Annotated in this window: 19 protein-coding genes and 1 tRNA gene; 16 read left to right on the top strand and 4 right to left on the bottom strand. The window is 48.7% G+C overall.

What is annotated here, in order from left to right; genetic code table 11:
* The first annotated feature begins 4 nt into the window (after window positions 1–4).
* From AB3175_RS01665 to AB3175_RS01620, 10 genes are all read left to right on the top strand, one after another.
* On the top strand, window positions 5–952 hold the full coding sequence (locus AB3175_RS01665; protein WP_367359196.1) for a hypothetical protein: 948 nt from the start codon (window positions 5–7) through the stop codon (window positions 950–952).
* Entirely contained in the window at window positions 879–1,250 is a 372-nt protein-coding gene (locus AB3175_RS01660) for an EscU/YscU/HrcU family type III secretion system export apparatus switch protein (RefSeq protein ID WP_367359195.1), read from the top strand. The genes AB3175_RS01665 and AB3175_RS01660 overlap by 74 nt, the downstream gene beginning before the upstream one ends.
* A gap of 248 nt (window positions 1,251–1,498) precedes the next feature.
* Complete coding sequence (locus AB3175_RS01655; RefSeq protein ID WP_367359194.1) at window positions 1,499–2,215, top strand: flagellar hook-basal body protein; 717 nt, start codon at window positions 1,499–1,501, stop codon at window positions 2,213–2,215.
* A 24-nt stretch (window positions 2,216–2,239) separates the two neighbouring features.
* A complete protein-coding gene (flgG, locus tag AB3175_RS01650; protein ID WP_367359193.1) occupies window positions 2,240–3,022 on the top strand; it encodes a flagellar basal-body rod protein FlgG in 783 nt (260 codons plus the stop codon).
* A 4-nt stretch (window positions 3,023–3,026) separates the two neighbouring features.
* Complete coding sequence (flgA, locus tag AB3175_RS01645; protein ID WP_367359192.1) at window positions 3,027–3,764, top strand: flagellar basal body P-ring formation chaperone FlgA; 738 nt, start codon at window positions 3,027–3,029, stop codon at window positions 3,762–3,764.
* 248 nt (window positions 3,765–4,012) lie between these two features.
* Window positions 4,013–4,537 (top strand): flagellar basal body L-ring protein FlgH, encoded by a 525-nt coding sequence (locus tag AB3175_RS01640; RefSeq protein WP_367359191.1) that lies wholly within the window; start codon window positions 4,013–4,015, stop codon window positions 4,535–4,537.
* 69 nt (window positions 4,538–4,606) lie between these two features.
* Complete coding sequence (locus AB3175_RS01635) at window positions 4,607–5,767, top strand: flagellar basal body P-ring protein FlgI (RefSeq protein WP_367359190.1); 1,161 nt, start codon at window positions 4,607–4,609, stop codon at window positions 5,765–5,767.
* 43 nt (window positions 5,768–5,810) lie between these two features.
* Window positions 5,811–6,137 (top strand): rod-binding protein, encoded by a 327-nt coding sequence (locus tag AB3175_RS01630; protein ID WP_367359189.1) that lies wholly within the window; start codon window positions 5,811–5,813, stop codon window positions 6,135–6,137.
* Window positions 6,138–6,264: 127 nt separating this feature from the next.
* Window positions 6,265–6,573, top strand: coding sequence for a flagellar biosynthesis anti-sigma factor FlgM (gene flgM, locus AB3175_RS01625; RefSeq protein ID WP_367359188.1), 309 nt, complete (start codon window positions 6,265–6,267; stop codon window positions 6,571–6,573).
* 173 nt (window positions 6,574–6,746) lie between these two features.
* Window positions 6,747–7,301, top strand: coding sequence for a flagellar protein FlgN (locus AB3175_RS01620; protein WP_367359187.1), 555 nt, complete (start codon window positions 6,747–6,749; stop codon window positions 7,299–7,301).
* Window positions 7,302–7,459: 158 nt separating this feature from the next.
* Here the strand turns inward: AB3175_RS01620 and AB3175_RS01615 are convergent, their stop codons facing one another.
* From AB3175_RS01615 to AB3175_RS01605, 3 genes are all read right to left on the bottom strand, one after another.
* Window positions 7,460–7,699: a cytoplasmic protein gene (locus tag AB3175_RS01615; RefSeq protein WP_367359186.1), complete on the bottom strand. Its 240-nt coding sequence runs from the start codon at window positions 7,697–7,699 to the stop codon at window positions 7,460–7,462.
* Window positions 7,700–7,990: 291 nt separating this feature from the next.
* Window positions 7,991–8,179: a hypothetical protein gene (locus AB3175_RS01610; protein WP_367359185.1), complete on the bottom strand. Its 189-nt coding sequence runs from the start codon at window positions 8,177–8,179 to the stop codon at window positions 7,991–7,993.
* A gap of 368 nt (window positions 8,180–8,547) precedes the next feature.
* Entirely contained in the window at window positions 8,548–10,116 is a 1,569-nt protein-coding gene (locus tag AB3175_RS01605; protein WP_367359184.1) for a flavocytochrome c, read from the bottom strand.
* 900 nt (window positions 10,117–11,016) lie between these two features.
* On the opposite strand from AB3175_RS01605, the gene AB3175_RS01600 reads away from it, so the two are divergent.
* Entirely contained in the window at window positions 11,017–11,742 is a 726-nt protein-coding gene (locus tag AB3175_RS01600; RefSeq protein ID WP_367359183.1) for a hypothetical protein, read from the top strand.
* Between the two features lie 53 nt (window positions 11,743–11,795).
* Here AB3175_RS01600 and AB3175_RS01595 read toward each other — a convergent pair.
* Window positions 11,796–11,871: transfer RNA gene (locus AB3175_RS01595), tRNA-Lys, on the bottom strand.
* A 187-nt stretch (window positions 11,872–12,058) separates the two neighbouring features.
* On the opposite strand from AB3175_RS01595, the gene dtd reads away from it, so the two are divergent.
* From dtd to AB3175_RS01570, 5 genes are all read left to right on the top strand, one after another.
* Complete coding sequence (gene dtd / locus AB3175_RS01590; RefSeq protein ID WP_367359182.1) at window positions 12,059–12,508, top strand: D-aminoacyl-tRNA deacylase; 450 nt, start codon at window positions 12,059–12,061, stop codon at window positions 12,506–12,508.
* Between the two features lie 15 nt (window positions 12,509–12,523).
* Window positions 12,524–13,006, top strand: coding sequence for a DUF1285 domain-containing protein (locus AB3175_RS01585; RefSeq protein ID WP_367359181.1), 483 nt, complete (start codon window positions 12,524–12,526; stop codon window positions 13,004–13,006).
* Between the two features lie 143 nt (window positions 13,007–13,149).
* The gene (guaB, locus tag AB3175_RS01580; protein ID WP_367359180.1) at window positions 13,150–14,610 is read left to right on the top strand and encodes an IMP dehydrogenase; all 1,461 of its coding nucleotides are present in this window, start codon (window positions 13,150–13,152) and stop codon (window positions 14,608–14,610) included.
* 27 nt (window positions 14,611–14,637) lie between these two features.
* Window positions 14,638–18,102 carry a DNA polymerase III subunit alpha gene (locus AB3175_RS01575; RefSeq protein ID WP_367359179.1) on the top strand — a complete coding sequence of 1,155 codons (3,465 nt, stop codon included), beginning with the start codon at window positions 14,638–14,640 and terminating at the stop codon, window positions 18,100–18,102.
* Complete coding sequence (locus AB3175_RS01570; protein ID WP_367359178.1) at window positions 18,102–18,821, top strand: UPF0280 family protein; 720 nt, start codon at window positions 18,102–18,104, stop codon at window positions 18,819–18,821. Before AB3175_RS01575 ends, AB3175_RS01570 begins: the two co-directional genes overlap by 1 nt.
* Window positions 18,822–18,843 lie beyond the last annotated feature (22 nt).

Genomic DNA, 18,843 nt, shown 5'->3' with positions numbered 1-18,843 from the left:
CAGCATGCTTCTTAAAGTGGAAGAACTCCAGCCACAGATTCTGCTGAGCCTGGTTCAATCCTCCGAAGAGGCCTTCCACCCTGCCAAAAGCAACCTGGCAATGTTCCGATCCAGCCCCGATTCCCTGTTCAACGTGATAAGAAATGGCCTTGCGTTATGCGACGGCGATTTGCATTCCCTCCTCCCCTTCCTTGAAAAAGCAGAAGCGGACTCTCTTCAACGAATGCTTTCTTCTCTTGTGTATTCAGAGAAAAGCCTGAACGACCCCCTTTTTATCAAGCAGTTTATCATCAACCTGGGCTTCCTGGTTGAGAAATCCCTGAGAAGATTCTCATCCGGTTACACGGAAAAGGAGGATGACCTCCGGAATTCTTCGGCAAAAACCTTAAAAGACCTTTTGTCTCGCCTTTCTGTAAGAATGCGCCCGCTTCTGTCCGGCGCAACGGGTTCCGAGTTGAATCCCGGCCTCCTGAAGGCCCTTGAAAATCTGGTCACCTATGCCGACGATGCGCTGGAGGCAATTTACAACCACCAGGTGATCAATGTCATTGGCCAGGAGGAGGAACAGGGCTATTACTTCCAGATTCCCGTAAAATCTTCGGAGCATTTGACCATGGCCGATCTGTTCGTAGACCTGAAGGGTCAAAAATCAAAGAACCTTCCTGATCGGTTTCGCTTTGTCGTGTTCGTGACCATGGACGCATTAGGCGACCTGATGGTGGATGTCAACTGCAGGCAGAAAAAGGTATGGGGCACCTTTAAATGCAGCCATGTCGATTCGGATCGTTTTCTACAAAAGTCTTTGGAGATTCTGAACGACCGGATGACCTCTGCGGGATACAGTCAGGCTAACTTTACGGTCTGCCGATGCAGCCATCTTGCTGAAGAGAAACTCGATTTTATCAACAATCGGGTCATCTATTCAAAAAAAATCATTAACTGTTTTGCCTGATCCAATGGAAGAAACAAAAAAAAGAAGGGTTGCCGCAGCGATAAGATATGACGGTTCCCGTGATGCGGCGCCACGAGTAACGGCCAGGGGGCAGGGGATAATCGCCGATAACATCATAGAATTGGCTATGAAAAACGGCGTTCCCATCAAAAATGACCCCGAGCTTGTTCAGATCCTCAGCAAGCTGGACATTGATGAACAAATCCCGGAAGAATTGTATCGAGCCGTAGCAGAAATTCTTTCGTTCATCTATGCGGTAAACTCCGATTATCGTGATCATTCCCAAGGGTTATCCTAAGGGGAAAATATTTCCAGGCTATCCCCCAAAAAAGGGAGAAAATCTTTCACCTCTTTCCCCTCCAGATCCAAATCTGCTATCCAGGTGATCCATCCGCTTCCAGAACCGCAAAATCGTGCAGAATTCACATCGTAATAACCATTTATTATAAGCTACTTAGCGAGTTACCGCCCATGGATTCGCCCTGTTAATTCTATCTGGTTCACATATTGCAATTCTCCATCGAAAACAGTTACGGAGCGGGGCTTATGACCTCTTATGATGTTTCTGATGTAGGAAAAGCATGTGTCCGAACCCTGGCAAAACTGGATCACTCTTCCAACAATGTGGCCAATGTCGCCACCCCGGGGTTCAAGGCCGAATATTTGAGCTATATCATGAATACGCCAGCTCCAGACCTTCGAGATCAGGTGCCCCCCTATACGGAATCCGTCTTTACGGATTATTCACAGGGCACCCTCCAGAAAACGGATAATCCCCTGGATTTTGCCCTTCAAGGAGACGGCTTTTTTACCCTGCAAACCGATCAGGGCATCGTGTACACAAGAAAGGGAGATTTCACCATCAATTCACGGAGTGAACTGGTTACAAAGTCCGGTGATTATGTTCTGGGCAGAACAGGAAAAATCATTCTCGAGGGCAAAGACATCCGGGTTGATGAATCGGGAAACATCATGATGGATGGAAACCAGGCGGACATGCTGAGCATCGTCAGTTTCGAGAATCCGGAAGCCCTGGTTCATGTGGGAGGCGGCGCTTTTAAGGACAATGGAAACGGAGTGCTCAAAAAGGATTTCGCCCCGCATGTTGTGAATGAATCGCTTGAAAGTTCAAATGTCAGTGCGATCAAGGAAATGATTCAAATGATTGACCTTCAGAGAACCTTCGAAACCTACCAAAAGCTTATCCACACCATGAGCGATCAGGATAAACTTTCAACAGGCCGAATTGGGAAACTCGTCTAAACTTAACGTAAGGAGGAATTCGCGATGATCAGATCGCTTTGGACCGCAGCGACTGGAATGCAGGCTCAGCAGCTCGAACAGGATGTAGTGGCGAACAATCTTGCCAATGTCAACACCGTCGGATTCAAGAAATCCAGAGCGGATTTCCAGGATCTCATGTATCAGCTCTCATCAAAGGCAGGATCGGAAACATCATCGGGAAATCAAATGACCGTTGGCATAGAAGTGGGAATGGGCGTCAAACCCGTTGCAACGCAAAAAATGTTTTCTCAGGGCGATTATCAATCCACCGGCAATCCCTTCGACTGGGCCATTGAAGGGGACGGTTTTTTCCAATTGGATAACAACGGGGAAACGGTTTACACACGGGCCGGCAATTTCAAGATCAACAAGGACGGGGTCGTCTGCACCACCGAAGGGCTGAAATTGATTCCTGAGGTCAGCGTCCCGGCGGACACCGTAACCTTCACCCTGGACAGCGGTGGAACCTGGACCGCCTCTGATGCAAACGGAAAAGCCCTGGCCACCGGTAGGCTTGAACTGGCAAAATTCATTAATCCTGCAGGCTTGACGGGCATGGGGCGGAACCTTTTCGCCCAGACGGAAGCCTCCGGCGAAGCGGTGACAGGCAATCCGGGAGAGAATGGCATGGGAACCACTTCCCAGAGTTTTCTTGAAATGTCCAATGTGAATGTGGTCGATGAGATGGTCAAGATGATCGTCGGGCAGAGGGCCTACGAAATCAACTCAAAAGCGATTACGACGGCGGACAACATGCTTGAAGTAACGAACAACCTCAAGAGATAACGCAATGAAGAGAAAGATACTTTGGACCCCTCTCTTTCAGATGCTTCTTTTTTGCGGCTTTTTTCTCCTGTTAGCCGCTGCCTCCCTTTATGCCTCTGATCCGACAATTCTTGAGAAGTCACTCGTTAAAGCTGCCGTAAGATGCCATATCGAAAAACATATGCCATGGCCAAAGGGGGCGGTCAGGATGTTTTTTCCATCCGATCTAAAGGAAATGGTCCTTCCTTCCAGGAATTTCAAATTGGAGGTCAAGGAAAACAAAAACGACGAATATATCGGCCATAAGCTTTATCGCGTAAACGTACGGCATAAAGATCATGATTACAAACAGATCTTCGTTCCAGTTCGGATCGAGGTCTTCATGGAAGTCGCCCTTAGCGCAAAACTTCTCAGAAAAGGGGAAACTGTCTCTGCACAGGACATTGCCCTTTCGGAAAAATGGTTCAGCCGGTTGCCTAAAGACCTCATTGACGATCCGCAGACCGTCATAGGAAGGAGAATGCTTCGCTCCGTTAATGCCCAGACGCCATTGACGTCGAGTATGATCGGCGATCCCGTCATGTTTAAGAAAGGGAAGATCGTCAAAATCGTCTGCATTCATGATACGCTGAATATCTCGACGCTTGGCGTTGCCGAGGAAGAGGGGATCTTCGGGACCACGGTAAAAGTCAGAAACATTTCCTCGAACAAGGTCATTCATGGCAGGGTCATCGGCGATTCCATCGTGAAGGTTGACATATGACGGATCATCAAACAAAGGCAGAAGAATTTCAGAAAAATATTGTAAATGATCGAGCGTAACGAACGGGAGAAACGGGTATGTATCGTCGACTTTCAATATTATGCACATTTTGGGTGATTGTTTTGCTGTTCCCGGGCTGTATGAGCAAACCGGATTATTTTCCGCCAGGGCCGCCTCTTCAGACACCGACTCCCCCAAGAGAAGAGCCGGCAAGGGGCTCCATCTGGCCTGGTGAAAGTTCGGCCAACATGCTCTTTTCCGACAAAAAAGCCAGGTTTGTCAATGATATCGTGACGATTCTCATTAGTGAATCCTCTCTCGGAACCAATAAAGCCACGACAAACACCAGCAGAGATTCAAGTGCCTCGGCCGGAATCGACGCCTTTCTGGGTCTGGATCATTCGATTTTGAGCCGCAACGCCGGCATGGGGTCAAAAATAGAAATCGGGGGAAGCGCGGTTTCCAATCTGAAGGGGGAGGGGAATACCTCCCGCGGTGGTCAGCTTGTGGCCACTTTAAGCGCGCGTGTTACGAAAGTGCTGGACAACGGCAATCTCGTTATTGAAGGGAAGCGTCAGCTATCCGTAAACAACGAGGATCAGTATATCATTCTCACCGGGATCGTCCGGCCCGAAGATATCAGATCGGACAACAGCATCTATTCACAGTATATCGCCGATGCCAGAATGGTCTATACCGGCCATGGAGTCATCAACGACAAGATGAAGCCCGGTTGGATGACGAGAGTTGTCGATTGGGTATGGCCATTTTAAGCTCTCCTTCAAAATGGGTCTTTAAGGAATGTTTCCTGCTTGAGGAACGTTATGAAAAGTATAAAGGCAATGACACTCATAATCCTTATGGTGATCGCCCTGACCGGCATGTTTACCCGGCCGGGATTTTCCGCCCGATTGAAGGATATTGCCTCCATCAGCGGGGTGAGAGACAACCAGCTCATCGGGTATGGCCTTGTTGTCGGGCTGGCCGGAACGGGTGACGATATCAAAAACGGATTCACCAGCGAGTCTCTATCCAACATGCTCCACAGGCAGGGCATATTCATGAAGGGCAAGACTCTGAAATCCGACAATGTGGCCGCTGTGATGGTTACGGCAACACTGCCCGCCTTCGCAAAAACCGGCTCAAAGATCGATGCCATTGTTTCATCCATCGGGGACGCAACAAGCCTTCATGGCGGGACTCTGCTGATGACCCCACTGAAAGGGGCGGATGGAGCCATCTATGCCGTTGCGCAAGGTCCGGTAATTCTAGGCGGATACGCCTTCGGCGGAGCAAACAGCAATGCCGGGAAAAATCATGCCAGCGCAGGCAGGATCGTCAACGGTGCCCTCGTTGAAAGGGAGCTCAACTACGATTTAGGCCAGCTCCGTTCATTGACGCTTAATCTCTTGCACCCCGATTTTTCAACCTCCAGTCATTTGACCCACGTCGTTAATAAGGAATTGGGAAAATATGTCCAGGCGAGCCAGGTAGACGCCTTCTCTGTAAACGTCAGGATGAGAGAAACAGACCCTATGAATATGATGCAGCTTATTTCATTAATGGAGAATCTTGAAGTTCCAGTAGATTCGAGGGCTGTGGTGGTCATGAACGAAAAAACCGGAACGATCGTCATGGGTGAGAATGTCCGGATCGCAACCGTGGCCGTGGCGCATGGCAATTTAAGTATTCAGATCAAGGAGGATGTGCTGGTTTCTCAGCCCCTTCCTTTCTCGCCTCCTCCGACGAAAGGAGACTCTCCCGTCAAGGATCGTAAAAGCGGAACGATCCTGGCCCCGGGGGGGCACACGGTTGTAACCAAGGATACCAATGTCGGCGTGGCGGAGGAGAAAAACAAGGTCATGGTCGTATCCAAGGGGGTAACGATTCAGGATGTCGTCAGGGCGCTCAACGCGATCGGGGTATCGCCCCGAGACCTTATCACCATCATGCAGACGATCAAGGCGGCGGGGGCATTGCAGGCCGAGCTGAAAATCATCTGACATTGCACATCGAATTTTTTTCGATGGATCGGGGGTTACACAGATGAATGACAACGGGATGAACATCAGCACGCTGCATAGAAAATTCACCTCTCCAACGAATGCCGAAAACCAGATGAAGAATAAAGAGGACCATCAGCTTAAAAAAGTATGTGCTGACTTCGAATCCCTTTTTGTCTATAATTTGCTGCAGACGATGAGAAAAACAATACCTGCGGGAAGTCCTGTCACGCACTCCTTCGGCAAAGATACCTACAACATGATGTTCGATCAGAAGATCGCCGAAGAATTATCCCACAAGGGAAGCGGAATGGGCCTGCAGACGATCCTGTATCATCAACTGAAAAAACAGGATATCAAGAATAAATAGAGCAGCTTTTTATGTTTCCTGAGCCGGATTTTTTTTGTAAATTCAGATTTGGGGAGAACAATCATTAAAGACTTTGTAGATTATACCGATGAATAATAATAAACAAAGCCAATGATGGAGACGCACGATGAACATCAACAATTCGAATGGAATATCACCGAAAGATATTCAACAGTATCTGTTGAATGAGACACTTGGGAAAGGCAGGGAGTTGCCTGAAGAAAAATCCTCGGCCATTCCGCAAGAAAAAGTGGATATTTCCAATAAGGCGAGAGAAATACAGCAAATAAGCAGCGCAATGACTGACGTTCAGAGCATTCGGGAGGATAAGGTCGCGGCAATAAAATCACAGATTGAAGATGGGACCTACAACGTAAGCGGTGAAGAAGTGGCTAATAAAATGTTAGGCGAATACTTCCTGGATATTTTTGCCTGATCCCCGAATTTAGGGTCATTTCAAGATTGCCGTTGCGTGATTATTTACGTTCTCAAGAGATAGGCACCGCTCTTTTTGTGCGTCGGGCTTTTTGTGAACACACAAAGCTGGAGTCCATGCACCGAACTTAATCAACTTTACTCATCAGAAGATCCCGGAATACTTTTCAGGATATGAACAACGCGAGAATAACGCCTCCCTTTGCCGAACCTTCAGCCACTGCATTCAATGCCCCTGTCCACTCTTTCATAAAGAATCTTCAGGCTGAAACGAATTTTTACAGGGAATTAGTTCAACTGATCGAACGGGAACGAGAGATCTTACGACACCCCTCTCTTGTAGATTTACGCACCAACCATTCGAGAATGGAAGCATGTCTTCTCAACGTCCAGATCTGCAGAAACGAGAAGGAGAAAATTCTTAAATCGTTCAATAAAACGGTTTATCCCGGCTGTGACGATGAACAGACACTTTATTCCATCGCCGAACATGCGGATGACCATCTCAGGAATCAACTACTGGAATGCCTGGACAAACGCTGCCGACTGATCGAGGCCGTCAAGAACCGTATCTCAAGAAATGTGACCCTGCTGGGGAGTTCCCTGTCACAAATCGGATCAACGTTGATGTTTTTGCAGAAAACGATCTCCGGCTCAACGAACTATATGCCGTCAGGCCGCATGTGTACGACAATGTCCAACGGAACGTTTTTCAACAGACGAGGATAGAGAGAATGCTCATGAGATGATCCCGAATGCCTTCAGCTGCCATCCTGCGGCGGATGAAGACCATCGATTTCACTTTCGTGCATTCTCTTTTTTTGACGGGAAAGCGGATGTCTCTTCCTTAAATAGATTAAAAGCCCAAACCTGCCCCTTTTCTGAAATCAGGATAATACTTCACTCAATTTATAGGATTTCTCAAGAAACCTGTTATAGACCTCATGGGATAGACCGTCAAAATCAGCAGATTCGATCCCATTTTCTTCAAATTCCCTGAGCATGTCCGGTACCGAATAATATTCCCTCACGACGGGTTCAACTTCGCCTATTTTTACGACAAATCGATCCGTGTTAAAGGTAATTTTCACGTAATTTATCTGTTCTTCCGTTAACTTCAGCAACACTTTTTATTCTCCTTCTTTTTTGGATCAAGCTTGTACCCTTTATTTTTCCAATTATTAAACATTTCTTTTCTCAAATGTCCATCCAAAACAGAATATCCCGTTCATTACCAAACAGAGATTTTTTGCACGGCGGAGGCTTCCTGACTCGGATGTGACCAGCATAAGCAATACCGCAAAATCTTTGGATACTGAGGACTACCGCTGTTTACAAAACAGATTGCTCGGTAGAGGCTCATATGCTGAAAAGCCAGGCAAAAGACAGAAACAGTTATCTGTTACCAGTGAACCATATCACGCAGAGCGCATGACTTCTTCCCCCTTCTCATCCTCGTTTCCCAAATACTGCTTGGCTAAGAACCTGCAGGCCTTTTCGTCTCCAGCCATTGCAGCATTCCATATCCTTTTCCGGTTTTCCAGTTCACGAAGCATCTCTTTTTGTCGTTCTTCCATCCGCTTCATTTTTCTTTCTTTGGACTTCATCTTATTCCTCTATAGTTGTCATTCGATTTTTCCAGCAGCTCGATCTCTAGATTCACAAAGCTTTTGTTTGAATCGGATTGTTGATCGTCTTATTAATAATAATGCCTCTTTCGTAATAAGCAATACGGCCTGGGTACTGAATATATACCAGATAATATCTGATATCATCGGCGGAAGAAACGGACTGGCCTTCTCAACGATGTTTTATCTATTTTCGATCTGTATTGGAGGCACTCCAGAGATTCTAAAAATTCGGAAGGGAAGGGAAGTTGGAAATTATTTCTGAATGAAATGTCTTCTTCTGATGAAATCCGTCATTTTTCAAGGGTGGGGGGGTGATGCCCCATTCCCCCCCACCTCTTTGAGCTTTACACCGTCGGTTTTTCCTTGCCGGCATTGACGCCTGCGATGCGCCCGAAGACTACGCAATCGGTTGTCGCGTTTGTGCCAAGTCTGTTCGACCCATGTATTCCTCCTGTAACCTCACCCGCAGCATACAATTTCGGAACAACAGCTCCGAACACATCGATGACCTGGGCATTCGTGTTAATTCTTAGACCGCCCATGGTGTGATGGACCGCAGGCCACTGCGGGAGGGCATAAAAGGGGCCCTTGTCCAGGGGTAGCATGGCCTTTGATATCGGCTTGTTGAATTCAGGATCCTTTCCCTCCTGAAGATAGCGATTGTGGTCGGTGACTGTCTTCACAAGGGCATCGACCGGAATGCCGATCTTTTCTGCAAGGCTGGCTATTGTATCCGCCTCTGTAAACCGGCCTTTTTTCAGCCCGGCATTCAGGCTTTCCTGCGTTTCCCCGATAAGAGGAACCATGGCGGCATTGAAAATGGTGTAGGTAGGCTTCATCTTGTCACCCATATTGATCTGGGCAAAGGCACAGACATCCCTGCGCTCCAATTCGCTTACAAAGCGCTTACCAAGTTTGTTGACATAAATGCATCCGCGACCCGGAGCGCTGAAAGCATAAACGGCCGGATTGTCCAGAGTTCCCGATGCTGGCTCCGCAAACGGGTACAGTTGGATGAAATTCATCTGAACCGTATCGGCTCCGATGGCCTGGGCGTAGCGAATCATCTCCCCGGTGGCGCCTTTGTGGTTGGTGCAGTTAAACTCTGCCACCAGCTTCGGATAATGGGCCATCCGCATCTTTACGTCTCTGCTGAAGCCTCCCGATGCAACCACGACGGCTTTGCTGGCCTTGATATTTAAAACCCTTCTGCCCCGCTTGATTTCCAATCCAAGCACCGGGCTTTTCGGGTCCGCATCCTTCCGCCACATCCAGGTCACTTCAGAATTGAGAACAATTTTAGCGCCGTATTTCTCGGCGATTTTTCTGAGGGCTTCCGTGTAGTCGCGCCCCCAACTGGTTTTTGAAAAATGTGCCCGATAGGCGCTATGCCCGCCAGCTCTGTTCACCGCCTGGCGAATCTCAAGGCCGCCCTCATCCATCATCCAGTTCAGGGCATCCGGGGCACCGTTGACAAGAACCTCAACCAGCTCGGGAATGTTGTAGTAATCGCCCCCTTTTAGGGTGTCTTCCAGATGCTGCTTCGGACTGTCATTCCCAAGATTAAGTTTTTCCCGGAGATTCAGCTTATCGTTCCAGGCTGCATATCCGCCGCCATTTATAGTGGAATTGCCGCCATATGTAGGCATTTTCTCGAGAATAACCACCTTGGCCCCTGCCTTCGCCGCCTCCGCCGCTGCGGCCAGCCCGGCAAATCCGGAGCCGATAATCACGACGTCCCATGTCTCGTCCCATTTTTGTGGAAGTTTTCGAGCCATGGCCTCCGCTGTTCCCGGTGTGGCCATGTTGAGAGCCAGGCCGCTTCCCATGGCCGCACCCATGGCAATGGCCCCTTTGAGCACGGAACGCCTACTCATACCACTGCATGACAACGGATCTTTTTCTGTTTTCATGGAGCACCTCCTTAAGATGATCGATAGTGACTAAAGATTTGTCGAAACAAAGACCACATTTCTGGTTCAAACAAAAAGCTCTTCCTGAAAACAAAAAAATCTTGCCCCCTTAATTAGAAGCAACATTTTAATCATCTCTCCAAGGGATGCCTTTTCAAAATAAGATAAAAGGATGATATTCATCAAACGCTTGAAACTATCTAATATGTCTGCAATTTTCTGCCTTTAATTTATTTGAATGTCAAGAAATAATTTATTTGAGGGCCAATACATGCCATCGTCCAACCTGATACAGGTCTTCTGACCTATCCGATGAACCATCATGGGCCTCATGACGGCTCTCATACGCAGTGCCTCTCTCGGCATACTGAAAGAACAGCCGCCTATCCCGCCAGCTCGAAGAACACATTAATCCTCAGGCTGGTCCGGATAGGGTCATTATTATTCCACCATCAGGATTTGGATGATTACCCGTCATGAATAGACCGGATTGTAAGACAAGACATCCTGGTGTATGTTAGTTCCAGGTAATATCTGATTGACAACAGATCGGCCTGTTACTCAAAGATCCGTAAATAGTTTGACCGGATGTCATCAATAAGGATGACTATTTCGGGATCAGCATCGATTTTAACCCTATTTTTTCAATGCTTTAATCGGTGTTCCCGATATGGGTCATGTAATCGCCGAATCGTTCATCTTAACAATAACGTTAAATATTCTTCTGCTTGTAAGAAGGGGGTGAAGCCTCACCAATCAATCCATGGGCACTATTGATCAAAAGGCGGGCAAAACATCTTGAAAGGATCTCATTTACGGCAGCTAAGCTGGGAAGTATCCTTAATAAAGAGGTACCAAAAGTCGAATTTTCTAAATACACCACCAAAGGAGGGCAAGCAGATGAAAAAGCTATTGCTTACAATTACGTTTTCGGTGCTCCTTATTTTCTCTTCACTGACGGCGAATGCTCGTTTGGCCATCTTTGATGATTTATGGGATGTCAGCCAGGGAACTTCCGTGAGCGCAAGCAGCGGCGCCTTGGCAGGAGGATGGTGGTCAGACCCACGGAACATGTTCGGGGGTGCCTATGGCACGAATTCTGATACCAAAAATAACACTATCTTCAAAGACTACCAGCCTCAAGGTTATGTTCATTGGGTGAATTGGCAGACGTCAGCCCCTGTTACCCTGCAGAGCTTCAACTTGGTCGCTATTCATGACTATGGCCTGAACATGGGTGAATACCGAAACATCAATCATCGAGGAATCAGCAGGTTCAAATTATTCTCCAGCACCGAATTGTCGGGACCATGGGCATTACTGTATGACTATACGGTCAATCCCGTGCTGGACTCAAATTGGCAACCCGTGTACGGCGGGGGAACGAATTACTCAGGATTAAATTATCTTGAACTTTTTGCAGATGTGCCGCTGACGACAGCCCAATACTTTAGAGCTGAATTTACTCAATACGGCACAGGTTCGTGGGTATATGGTGACGCTCAGGGACCAAGAATCTATGAACTTGACGGATATGGGCCGACTGTTCCCATCCCGGCCACGTTGCTTCTCTTGGGACCTGGTCTGATAGGGCTTTTGACACTCAAGAAAAAGTTTAACAGATAAACTCCTATTTAATGATGAAGGCAGGATCAAACGGTTCTGCCTTTTTCTTGTTTTGGTGAGACCTGTCGGGATCGAACCGACAACCTACTGATTAAGAGTCAGTTGCTCTACCAGCTGAGCTAAGGGCCCATAATACGAATTGTAACTTAATATTGCGGCATCCGTTCAAGACCGAAGTCGCTTTGAGATGCAGTCATATATAGGCATTTTTTTTTGTTGTCAACTGATTTTAGCAGGAATTGAAGTTGGAGAAAATACTTGATGGCTGTTTTTATAATTGCTAACATGCGACCCCATCAGAAATTAAGGGTGCTTTATGCGGGTTGTCGTTCAGCGAGTCGAGAAGGCCAGCGTGAGAGTAAACCATCGACTTGTTTCTGAAATTTCAAAGGGTCTGCTGTTATTTCTTGGTGTTGAGAAAGGCGACGGCTATCCCGACGCGAACTACCTTGTGGACAAAGTCATTCATTTGAGGATCTTTGAAGATGATGCAGGCAAGATGAACCGTTCTCTTATGGATGTTTCCGGAGAAATGCTCATCGTTTCACAGTTTACGCTCCTGGGAGATTGCCGCAAGGGCAGGAGGCCTGCTTTTACATGTGCTGAGGAACCAGATCGTTCAAATATGCTTTATAATTATTTTATCAGTTCAGCCAAGGAGAAGATTCCTGTCGTCAAGTCCGGAATTTTTCAGGCAATGATGAAGGTCGAGCTTATTAATGACGGGCCGGTTACACTGCTGGTTGACAGCAAAAAGCTTTTTTAAGGCAAGGAGAGGTGCATGACTGAAAATGAAAAATACGAGATTCCCTCCATCGACATCCGGATAGATAAAGAAGGTGTCTGGTATTACGAAGGGAATGAAATGTTCCGCAAGGATATTCTTTCCACGTTCTTTGAGGAACTGGAGAGGGACTCAACGGGAAGATATGTCATTCGGCACAATGAACAGATCTTTGCCATCACGGTTGAAGATGTCCCCTTTGCGGTCAAGTCCATCGAGCCTTCGCAGGATGAGCAGGGCAGGGAAGGGCATTTCAATATTCTGCTGACGGATGACAGTGTGGAAACATTGGATCCTGCGACACTGCGGATGGGAGATGACAATGTCCTGTACTGCGCTGTAAAAGATAAACGCTTTGAAGCCCGATTTACGAGAAATAGTTATTATCAGTTTGCCGAACACATCCAATATGATTCGGACAAAAATATGTATTATATAAAACTCAACGACACCATTTATGAAATTTCACCTAAAGGTTAGTCAGCATTGGCAATTCCTGCATCTTCCGCCATGACATTTTCAGTTAGATACCTAGAAAAGAAGTGATGCCCGCGTCCAGGGCTACTGATTTTAAATAGATTTAAACAGGCTATAACCCGCCTTTTTCAATGTGGAGGTTTGACATGTTGGATGAGTACATCAAGGAATCGTTAACGTTTGATGACGTTCTTCTTCAGCCGGCGGAATCGCATATACTCCCCCGGGATGCGAATGTTTCAACATGGCTTACAAATCGAATATCCCTGAATATTCCCATTGTGGCAGCCGCAATGGATACCGTCACCGAATCCGCCACGGCCATTTGCCTCGCCCGGGAGGGGGGTGTTGGAATCATTCATCGCAATATGAGCATTGAAAGGCAGGTCCTCGAAGTCGACAAGGTTAAAAAATCAGAAAGCGGAATGATCGTGGACCCCATCACGATGGAACCCGAACAGAAGGTCCGCGAAGCCCTTGATTTAATGCACCGGTACAAAATATCCGGCGTCCCGGTGGTCAAGAATAAGAAGCTCGTAGGCATCCTTACCAACAGGGATCTTCGTTTTGAAGAAAACCTGGATCAGCCGGTTTCTCAGGTCATGACAAAGGATAATCTGATCACCGTATCCGCCAACATCACCCTTGAAGAATCCAAAAAACTGCTACACAGGCATCGCATCGAAAAGCTGCTGGTTGTGGATGAATCCTATAATCTCAAGGGCTTGATCACTATCAAGGACATTGAGAAGATCAGAAAATATCCCAACGCCTGCAAGGATTCCCTGGGCCGGTTGCGTGCCGGGGCCGCGGTGGGGATTCTCGATCGGGAAGCCCGGGTGGACGCGCTGCTCAATGCCGGCGCCGATGTCATCGTCATCGATACGTCTCACGGCCATTCAAAAGGGGTTATTGATGCCGTAAGGGATACGAAGAAGAATTTTCCGAATTGCGAGCTGGTGGCGGGAAATGTGGCCACAGCCGAAGGAGCCCAGGCGCTGATCGATGCCGGAGTCGATGCCGTAAAAGTAGGCGTGGGTCCGGGCTCCATCTGTACGACCCGGGTCATCGCCGGTGTCGGAGTCCCGCAGATCACAGCCATAGCCGAGGCTTATAAAATCTGTGCCCGTTATGACATCCCCGTCATTGCCGACGGCGGAATCAAGTATTCAGGCGATATCGTCAAGGCCCTTGCCGCAGGCGCCCACACGGTCATGATCGGTGGCCTTTTTGCGGGAACCGAAGAAAGCCCGGGAGAAACCATCCTGTTCCAGGGCCGAAGCTACAAAGTCTACCGCGGCATGGGTTCGCTGGAAGCCATGAAAATGGGAAGCCGTGACCGTTATTATCAGGACGACATGGAAAGTCACCTGAAACTCGTTCCCGAAGGCATAGAGGGAAGGGTACCCTTTCGCGGCTCCCTGTCGGCGAGCATTCACCAGCTGAAAGGCGGACTTCTCGCCGGCATGGGTTATTTGGGATGTCGTACGATTCAGGAGCTCCGCGAAAAGGCTCGTTTTACGAAAATAACCTCTGCAGGCCTTCGTGAAAGCCACGTTCATGACGTGATCATCACCAAGGAAGCCCCCAATTACTGGCTCGATTAAAGGTATTTCAAATAGCGTATATCCATCATGTCCATTGATCAGTTTGTACACCTTCATGTCCATACCCAGTACAGTCTTCTGGATGGCACCATCCGGATACGTGACCTGATTGCCAAGGCAAAGGAATTCGGCATGCCGGCTGTTGCCATGACAGACCACGGCAACATGTTCGGAACCATCGATTTCTACCAGACGGCCATGAAAGAGGGAATCAAGCCCATCATCGGCTGTGAACTGTATGTGGCCCCGAGCACGCGTTTCGACAAAACGGGCGGCGGAATCAGCGACATCTCCAGGCATCTCCTGGTTCTGGCCAAGGACGAACAGGGTTATGCCAATCTCATGAAGCTGTCCTCGTTGGGATACCTGGAAGGATTTTACTATCGGCCGCGGATTGATAAAGACATTTTACAGAAATATCACGAGGGTCTCATCGGGTTAAGCGCCTGTCTCCACGGAGAGATTGCTGATCTGATCTTAAAAAATCAGATGAACAACGCCATGCAATCAGCCGAGATCTATAGGAATATCTTCGGAGATGGAAACTTCTATCTCGAGATTATGGAGAACGGCTTGCCTGAACAGAAAAAGGCAAACGAGGGTCTTCTGGAGATTTCCAGACAGCTTTCGATCCCCTTGGTCGCAACAAACGACTGCCATTACCTGAATCGCGAGGATGCCGAATCCCATGAAGTCCTGTTGTGCATCCAGACAGGCAAAACGCTTGATGATAAAGACCGGATGCGATTTTCCACCGATGCCTTCTATTTCCGGTCTCCCGGTGAGATGAAGCAATTGTTTAACTATTGCCCTGAGGCGATTGATAATACGATAGATATCGCAAATGAATGCAATCTGTCTTTCCAATTTGGTCAGTTTTACCTGCCCAAATTCGAGATCCGCAGCGATGAAACCCTGGAAGATCGCCTGGAGAGCGTTGCCATCCAGGGGCTTGCGGAGCGTATGCCCCTCATCATCAAAGAGCAGGGAAAGGACGTTCAGGAGATTTACGAAAAACGGCTTGCCGAGGAGCTGAAAATCATCAAATCCATGGGATTTGCCGGCTACTTCCTGATCGTTTCCGATTTTGTGGCCTACGCCAAGAAAAAGAACATCCCTGTCGGACCGGGGCGCGGTTCCGCCGCCGGCAGCTTGGTTGCCTTTGCCCTGACCATCACGGACATCGATCCGATCCGGTATGACCTCTTTTTTGAACGATTTCTCAATCCGGATCGAATCAGTATGCCCGATATCGACATCGATTTCTGCCCCGAAGGCCGAAACGAGATTATCCGCTATGTGACCGAAAAATACGGTGAGGATAAGGTTTCCCAGATCATCACCTTCGGTAAGATGCAGGCCAGGGCTGTGATCCGTGATGTCGGAAGAGCACTGAACATACCCTACGGCGAAGTTGACGCCATCGCGAAGCTGGTTCCCAACATCCTGAACATCTCGCTCGCGGATGCCATGAACATGGAGCCGCGACTCCAGGAAGTCTCGAAACGGGACGAAAAGATCCGCCGGTTGCTCACCCTTTCCAGATCGCTTGAGGGATTGAATCGACATGCCTCCGTGCATGCCGCTGGAGTCGTGATCTCGGACGTGCCTCTCGTAGAGAGAGTGCCACTGTACAAGAGCCCAAAGGATGATGTTACGACCCAGTTTTCCATGAACGACCTTTCCACGGCGGGCTTGACCAAGTTTGATTTTCTCGGGCTGAAAACACTGACCGTCATCAAGAACGCCCTTGAATTCATCAACAACGGCCGAGATGTCCCTCTGGATCTGAAAAGTCTCCCCTTGAACGATGAGGGGACCTACAAGCTTCTCAGCAAGGGCGAAACGGACGGAGTCTTTCAGCTTGAAAGCGAAGGGATGAAGGACATCCTCGTGCGCATGAAGCCGGACTGTATCGAAGACCTCATCGCCCTTATCGCCCTCTATCGCCCCGGACCAATGAAAATGGTTCCGGAATTCATCGATCGAAAACAGGGGAAGACCCCGATCGTATACGAAGTTCAGCAGCTTGCTAAGATTTTGAAGGAAACCTATGGCGTGATCCTCTATCAGGAGCAGGTCATGCAGATTGCCAGCGTCATCGGTCAATATTCCATGTCTGAAGCGGATACGCTTCGGAAGGTGATGAGTAAAAAAGACACCGCGAAAATGGAAAAAGAAAGGCCGAAGTTTCTCGAAGGCGCAAAAAAGAACGGCATTCCGGAACAGAAGGCCGCAAAAATCTGGGAGCAGATGGAAACCTTCGCTGAGTACGGTTTCAACAAGTCGCACAGTACCGCATACGCGATGATTACCTACCAGACGGCCTATCTCAAAGCGCATTATCCAGTGGAGTTTATGGCCGCCCTGCTGACCAGTGAAAAAGACAACAGGGACAAGATCATCAAATACATCCATGTCTGCAAGGAAATGGGGATACCGATTCTTCCCCCGGACATCAATGAATCCCTCCGCGATTTCAGCGTAGCCGGAGACACGATTCGATTCGGTCTGGCCGCCATAAAAAATGTCGGGGTAGGGGCCATCGAAGCCATGATATCGGCCCGGCAGGAGGGGGGGCCTTTCTTCTCCCTTGAGGATTTCTGCAACCGGGCCGACCTCAGGAAGATCAACAAAAGGGTCCTTGAAAGTCTGATCAAATGCGGCGCCTTTGACTCGACGGGACAAACGCGCCGGCAGCTCCTATCGGACTTCGAAACGATCATCGAACGGTCGCAGAAGCGTCTTCGGGATAAGGCAAGCAGGCAGACCAGTTTCTTTGATGACCTTGAAGATCAGGGAGGGGTTGAACAGGATACTTCCCGAAAATCGGCCCGTTCAGATATTGCGGAATGGGATCCCAAAGAGCTGCTGGCCTATGAAAAGGAATTTCTTGGATTTTATATTACCGGCCATCCCCTTGAAGGTTTTGCATCGAAAATCAGCATGGTGACCAGTGGGGATTCCCTTTCCATTCTTGAGAAGGCAGACAAGGAATCGGTGGCCATTGCGGGAATCGTTGCCGGCATCCGCGAGGTTTTCACCAAGAAAAAGGAAATCATGGCCTACGTCAGCCTCGAGGATCTCAAGGGGGCCACGGACGTGATCTTCTTTCCCGAGATTTACAAAAAGGTCCGCGATATCCTCCATGGAGAGGCGCCGGTTTTTGTGAAGGGGGTCCTGGATGTGGCGGAGGAAAACGTTAAGGTCCTGGCTGAAGAGGCCTCTCTGTTGTCGGAAACGGAATACAATCCCTTCTCAAGCGTCCATTTCTCGATTGACGCCCGGAAAAAAGGTTCGGAAAACCTGATCGACGCACTCCATCGATTAGGCGAAACCTATAAGGGGAAGTATGATGCCTACCTCCACATCCTGAATTCATCCTGTGAAACCCTGGTCTATCTCGGCGATCAGGCGAAATTTACCATTTCTCCTGAATTGAAGAGGGAGGCGGATCGAATTCTCGGGGAAGGGGTCATGACGTTCATGTGATGGAGTATGTTCAAAGAACCTACCGCAATCTTGTCCAGGACAATTTCCTGAAGAGCTTTCATGTCTGCGAAGAGCAGACAGACCTCTTCATCCAGGCGGATCACGATTTAACGGGACCGGCCAACTCTTCCGTTCATCTGCACCGGGTTTCCCTTAAAAATTATATTTTAACCCACCCCCGATTCCTGACCTCCCTGAATCCACTCCCCGACGATCCTCTTGCCCCCCCCATTGTTAAAGCGATGCTTCAAGCAAGCCGTCTCGCAGGTGTCGGCCCCATGGCCGCCGTGGCCGGCGCCATGGCCGAGTTTGTGGGAAAGAATTTATTAAAGCATTCCTTGAATGTCATCATTGAAAACGGCGGGGACCTTTATCTCAAGGCAACCCGGGCATTGAACATCGCCGTCTTCGCCGGCAAATCCCCCTTGAGTTACCGCGTCGCCCTGAAAATCCGTCCGGAGGACACCCCGCTTGGCATTTGCACTTCTTCGGCAACGGTGGGGCATTCCCTGAGCCTGGGCATTGCGGATGCGGTGTGTGTCAAGGCAAAGTCAGCCGCTCTTGCGGATGCCGCAGCTACGGCCATCGGCAACACCGTTCAAAATCAGCGTGAAATAAAAAAGGCCCTGGAGGCGGGCAGGAAGATTCAAGGCGTTCTGGGCGTTCTGATCATTGTGGAAAAGTCGATGGGGGTCATTGGGAATATGGAGCTGAATTGAAGACAGGATCGCTTGGTTTACA

Source organism: Syntrophus sp. (in: bacteria) (genome assembly GCF_040768185.1).
GTDB lineage: Bacteria > Desulfobacterota > Syntrophia > Syntrophales > Syntrophaceae > Syntrophus > Syntrophus buswellii.
This window is presented reverse-complemented; position numbering and strand designations above follow the sequence as displayed.

Coding starts and splice junctions, on each gene's coding strand:
- AB3175_RS01665 (WP_367359196.1), top strand. CDS start 5: ATGCTTCTTAAAGTGGAAGAACTCCAGCCACAGATTCTGCTGAGCCTG.
- AB3175_RS01655 (WP_367359194.1), top strand. CDS start 1,499: ATGACCTCTTATGATGTTTCTGATGTAGGAAAAGCATGTGTCCGAACC.
- flgG (WP_367359193.1), top strand. CDS start 2,240: ATGATCAGATCGCTTTGGACCGCAGCGACTGGAATGCAGGCTCAGCAG.
- flgA (WP_367359192.1), top strand. CDS start 3,027: ATGAAGAGAAAGATACTTTGGACCCCTCTCTTTCAGATGCTTCTTTTT.
- AB3175_RS01640 (WP_367359191.1), top strand. CDS start 4,013: ATGCTCTTTTCCGACAAAAAAGCCAGGTTTGTCAATGATATCGTGACG.
- AB3175_RS01635 (WP_367359190.1), top strand. CDS start 4,607: ATGACACTCATAATCCTTATGGTGATCGCCCTGACCGGCATGTTTACC.
- AB3175_RS01630 (WP_367359189.1), top strand. CDS start 5,811: ATGAATGACAACGGGATGAACATCAGCACGCTGCATAGAAAATTCACC.
- flgM (WP_367359188.1), top strand. CDS start 6,265: ATGAACATCAACAATTCGAATGGAATATCACCGAAAGATATTCAACAG.
- AB3175_RS01620 (WP_367359187.1), top strand. CDS start 6,747: ATGAACAACGCGAGAATAACGCCTCCCTTTGCCGAACCTTCAGCCACT.
- AB3175_RS01610 (WP_367359185.1), bottom strand. CDS start 8,179: ATGAAGTCCAAAGAAAGAAAAATGAAGCGGATGGAAGAACGACAAAAA.
- AB3175_RS01605 (WP_367359184.1), bottom strand. CDS start 10,116: ATGAAAACAGAAAAAGATCCGTTGTCATGCAGTGGTATGAGTAGGCGT.
- AB3175_RS01600 (WP_367359183.1), top strand. CDS start 11,017: ATGAAAAAGCTATTGCTTACAATTACGTTTTCGGTGCTCCTTATTTTC.
- dtd (WP_367359182.1), top strand. CDS start 12,059: ATGCGGGTTGTCGTTCAGCGAGTCGAGAAGGCCAGCGTGAGAGTAAAC.
- AB3175_RS01585 (WP_367359181.1), top strand. CDS start 12,524: ATGACTGAAAATGAAAAATACGAGATTCCCTCCATCGACATCCGGATA.
- guaB (WP_367359180.1), top strand. CDS start 13,150: ATGTTGGATGAGTACATCAAGGAATCGTTAACGTTTGATGACGTTCTT.
- AB3175_RS01575 (WP_367359179.1), top strand. CDS start 14,638: ATGTCCATTGATCAGTTTGTACACCTTCATGTCCATACCCAGTACAGT.
- AB3175_RS01570 (WP_367359178.1), top strand. CDS start 18,102: ATGGAGTATGTTCAAAGAACCTACCGCAATCTTGTCCAGGACAATTTC.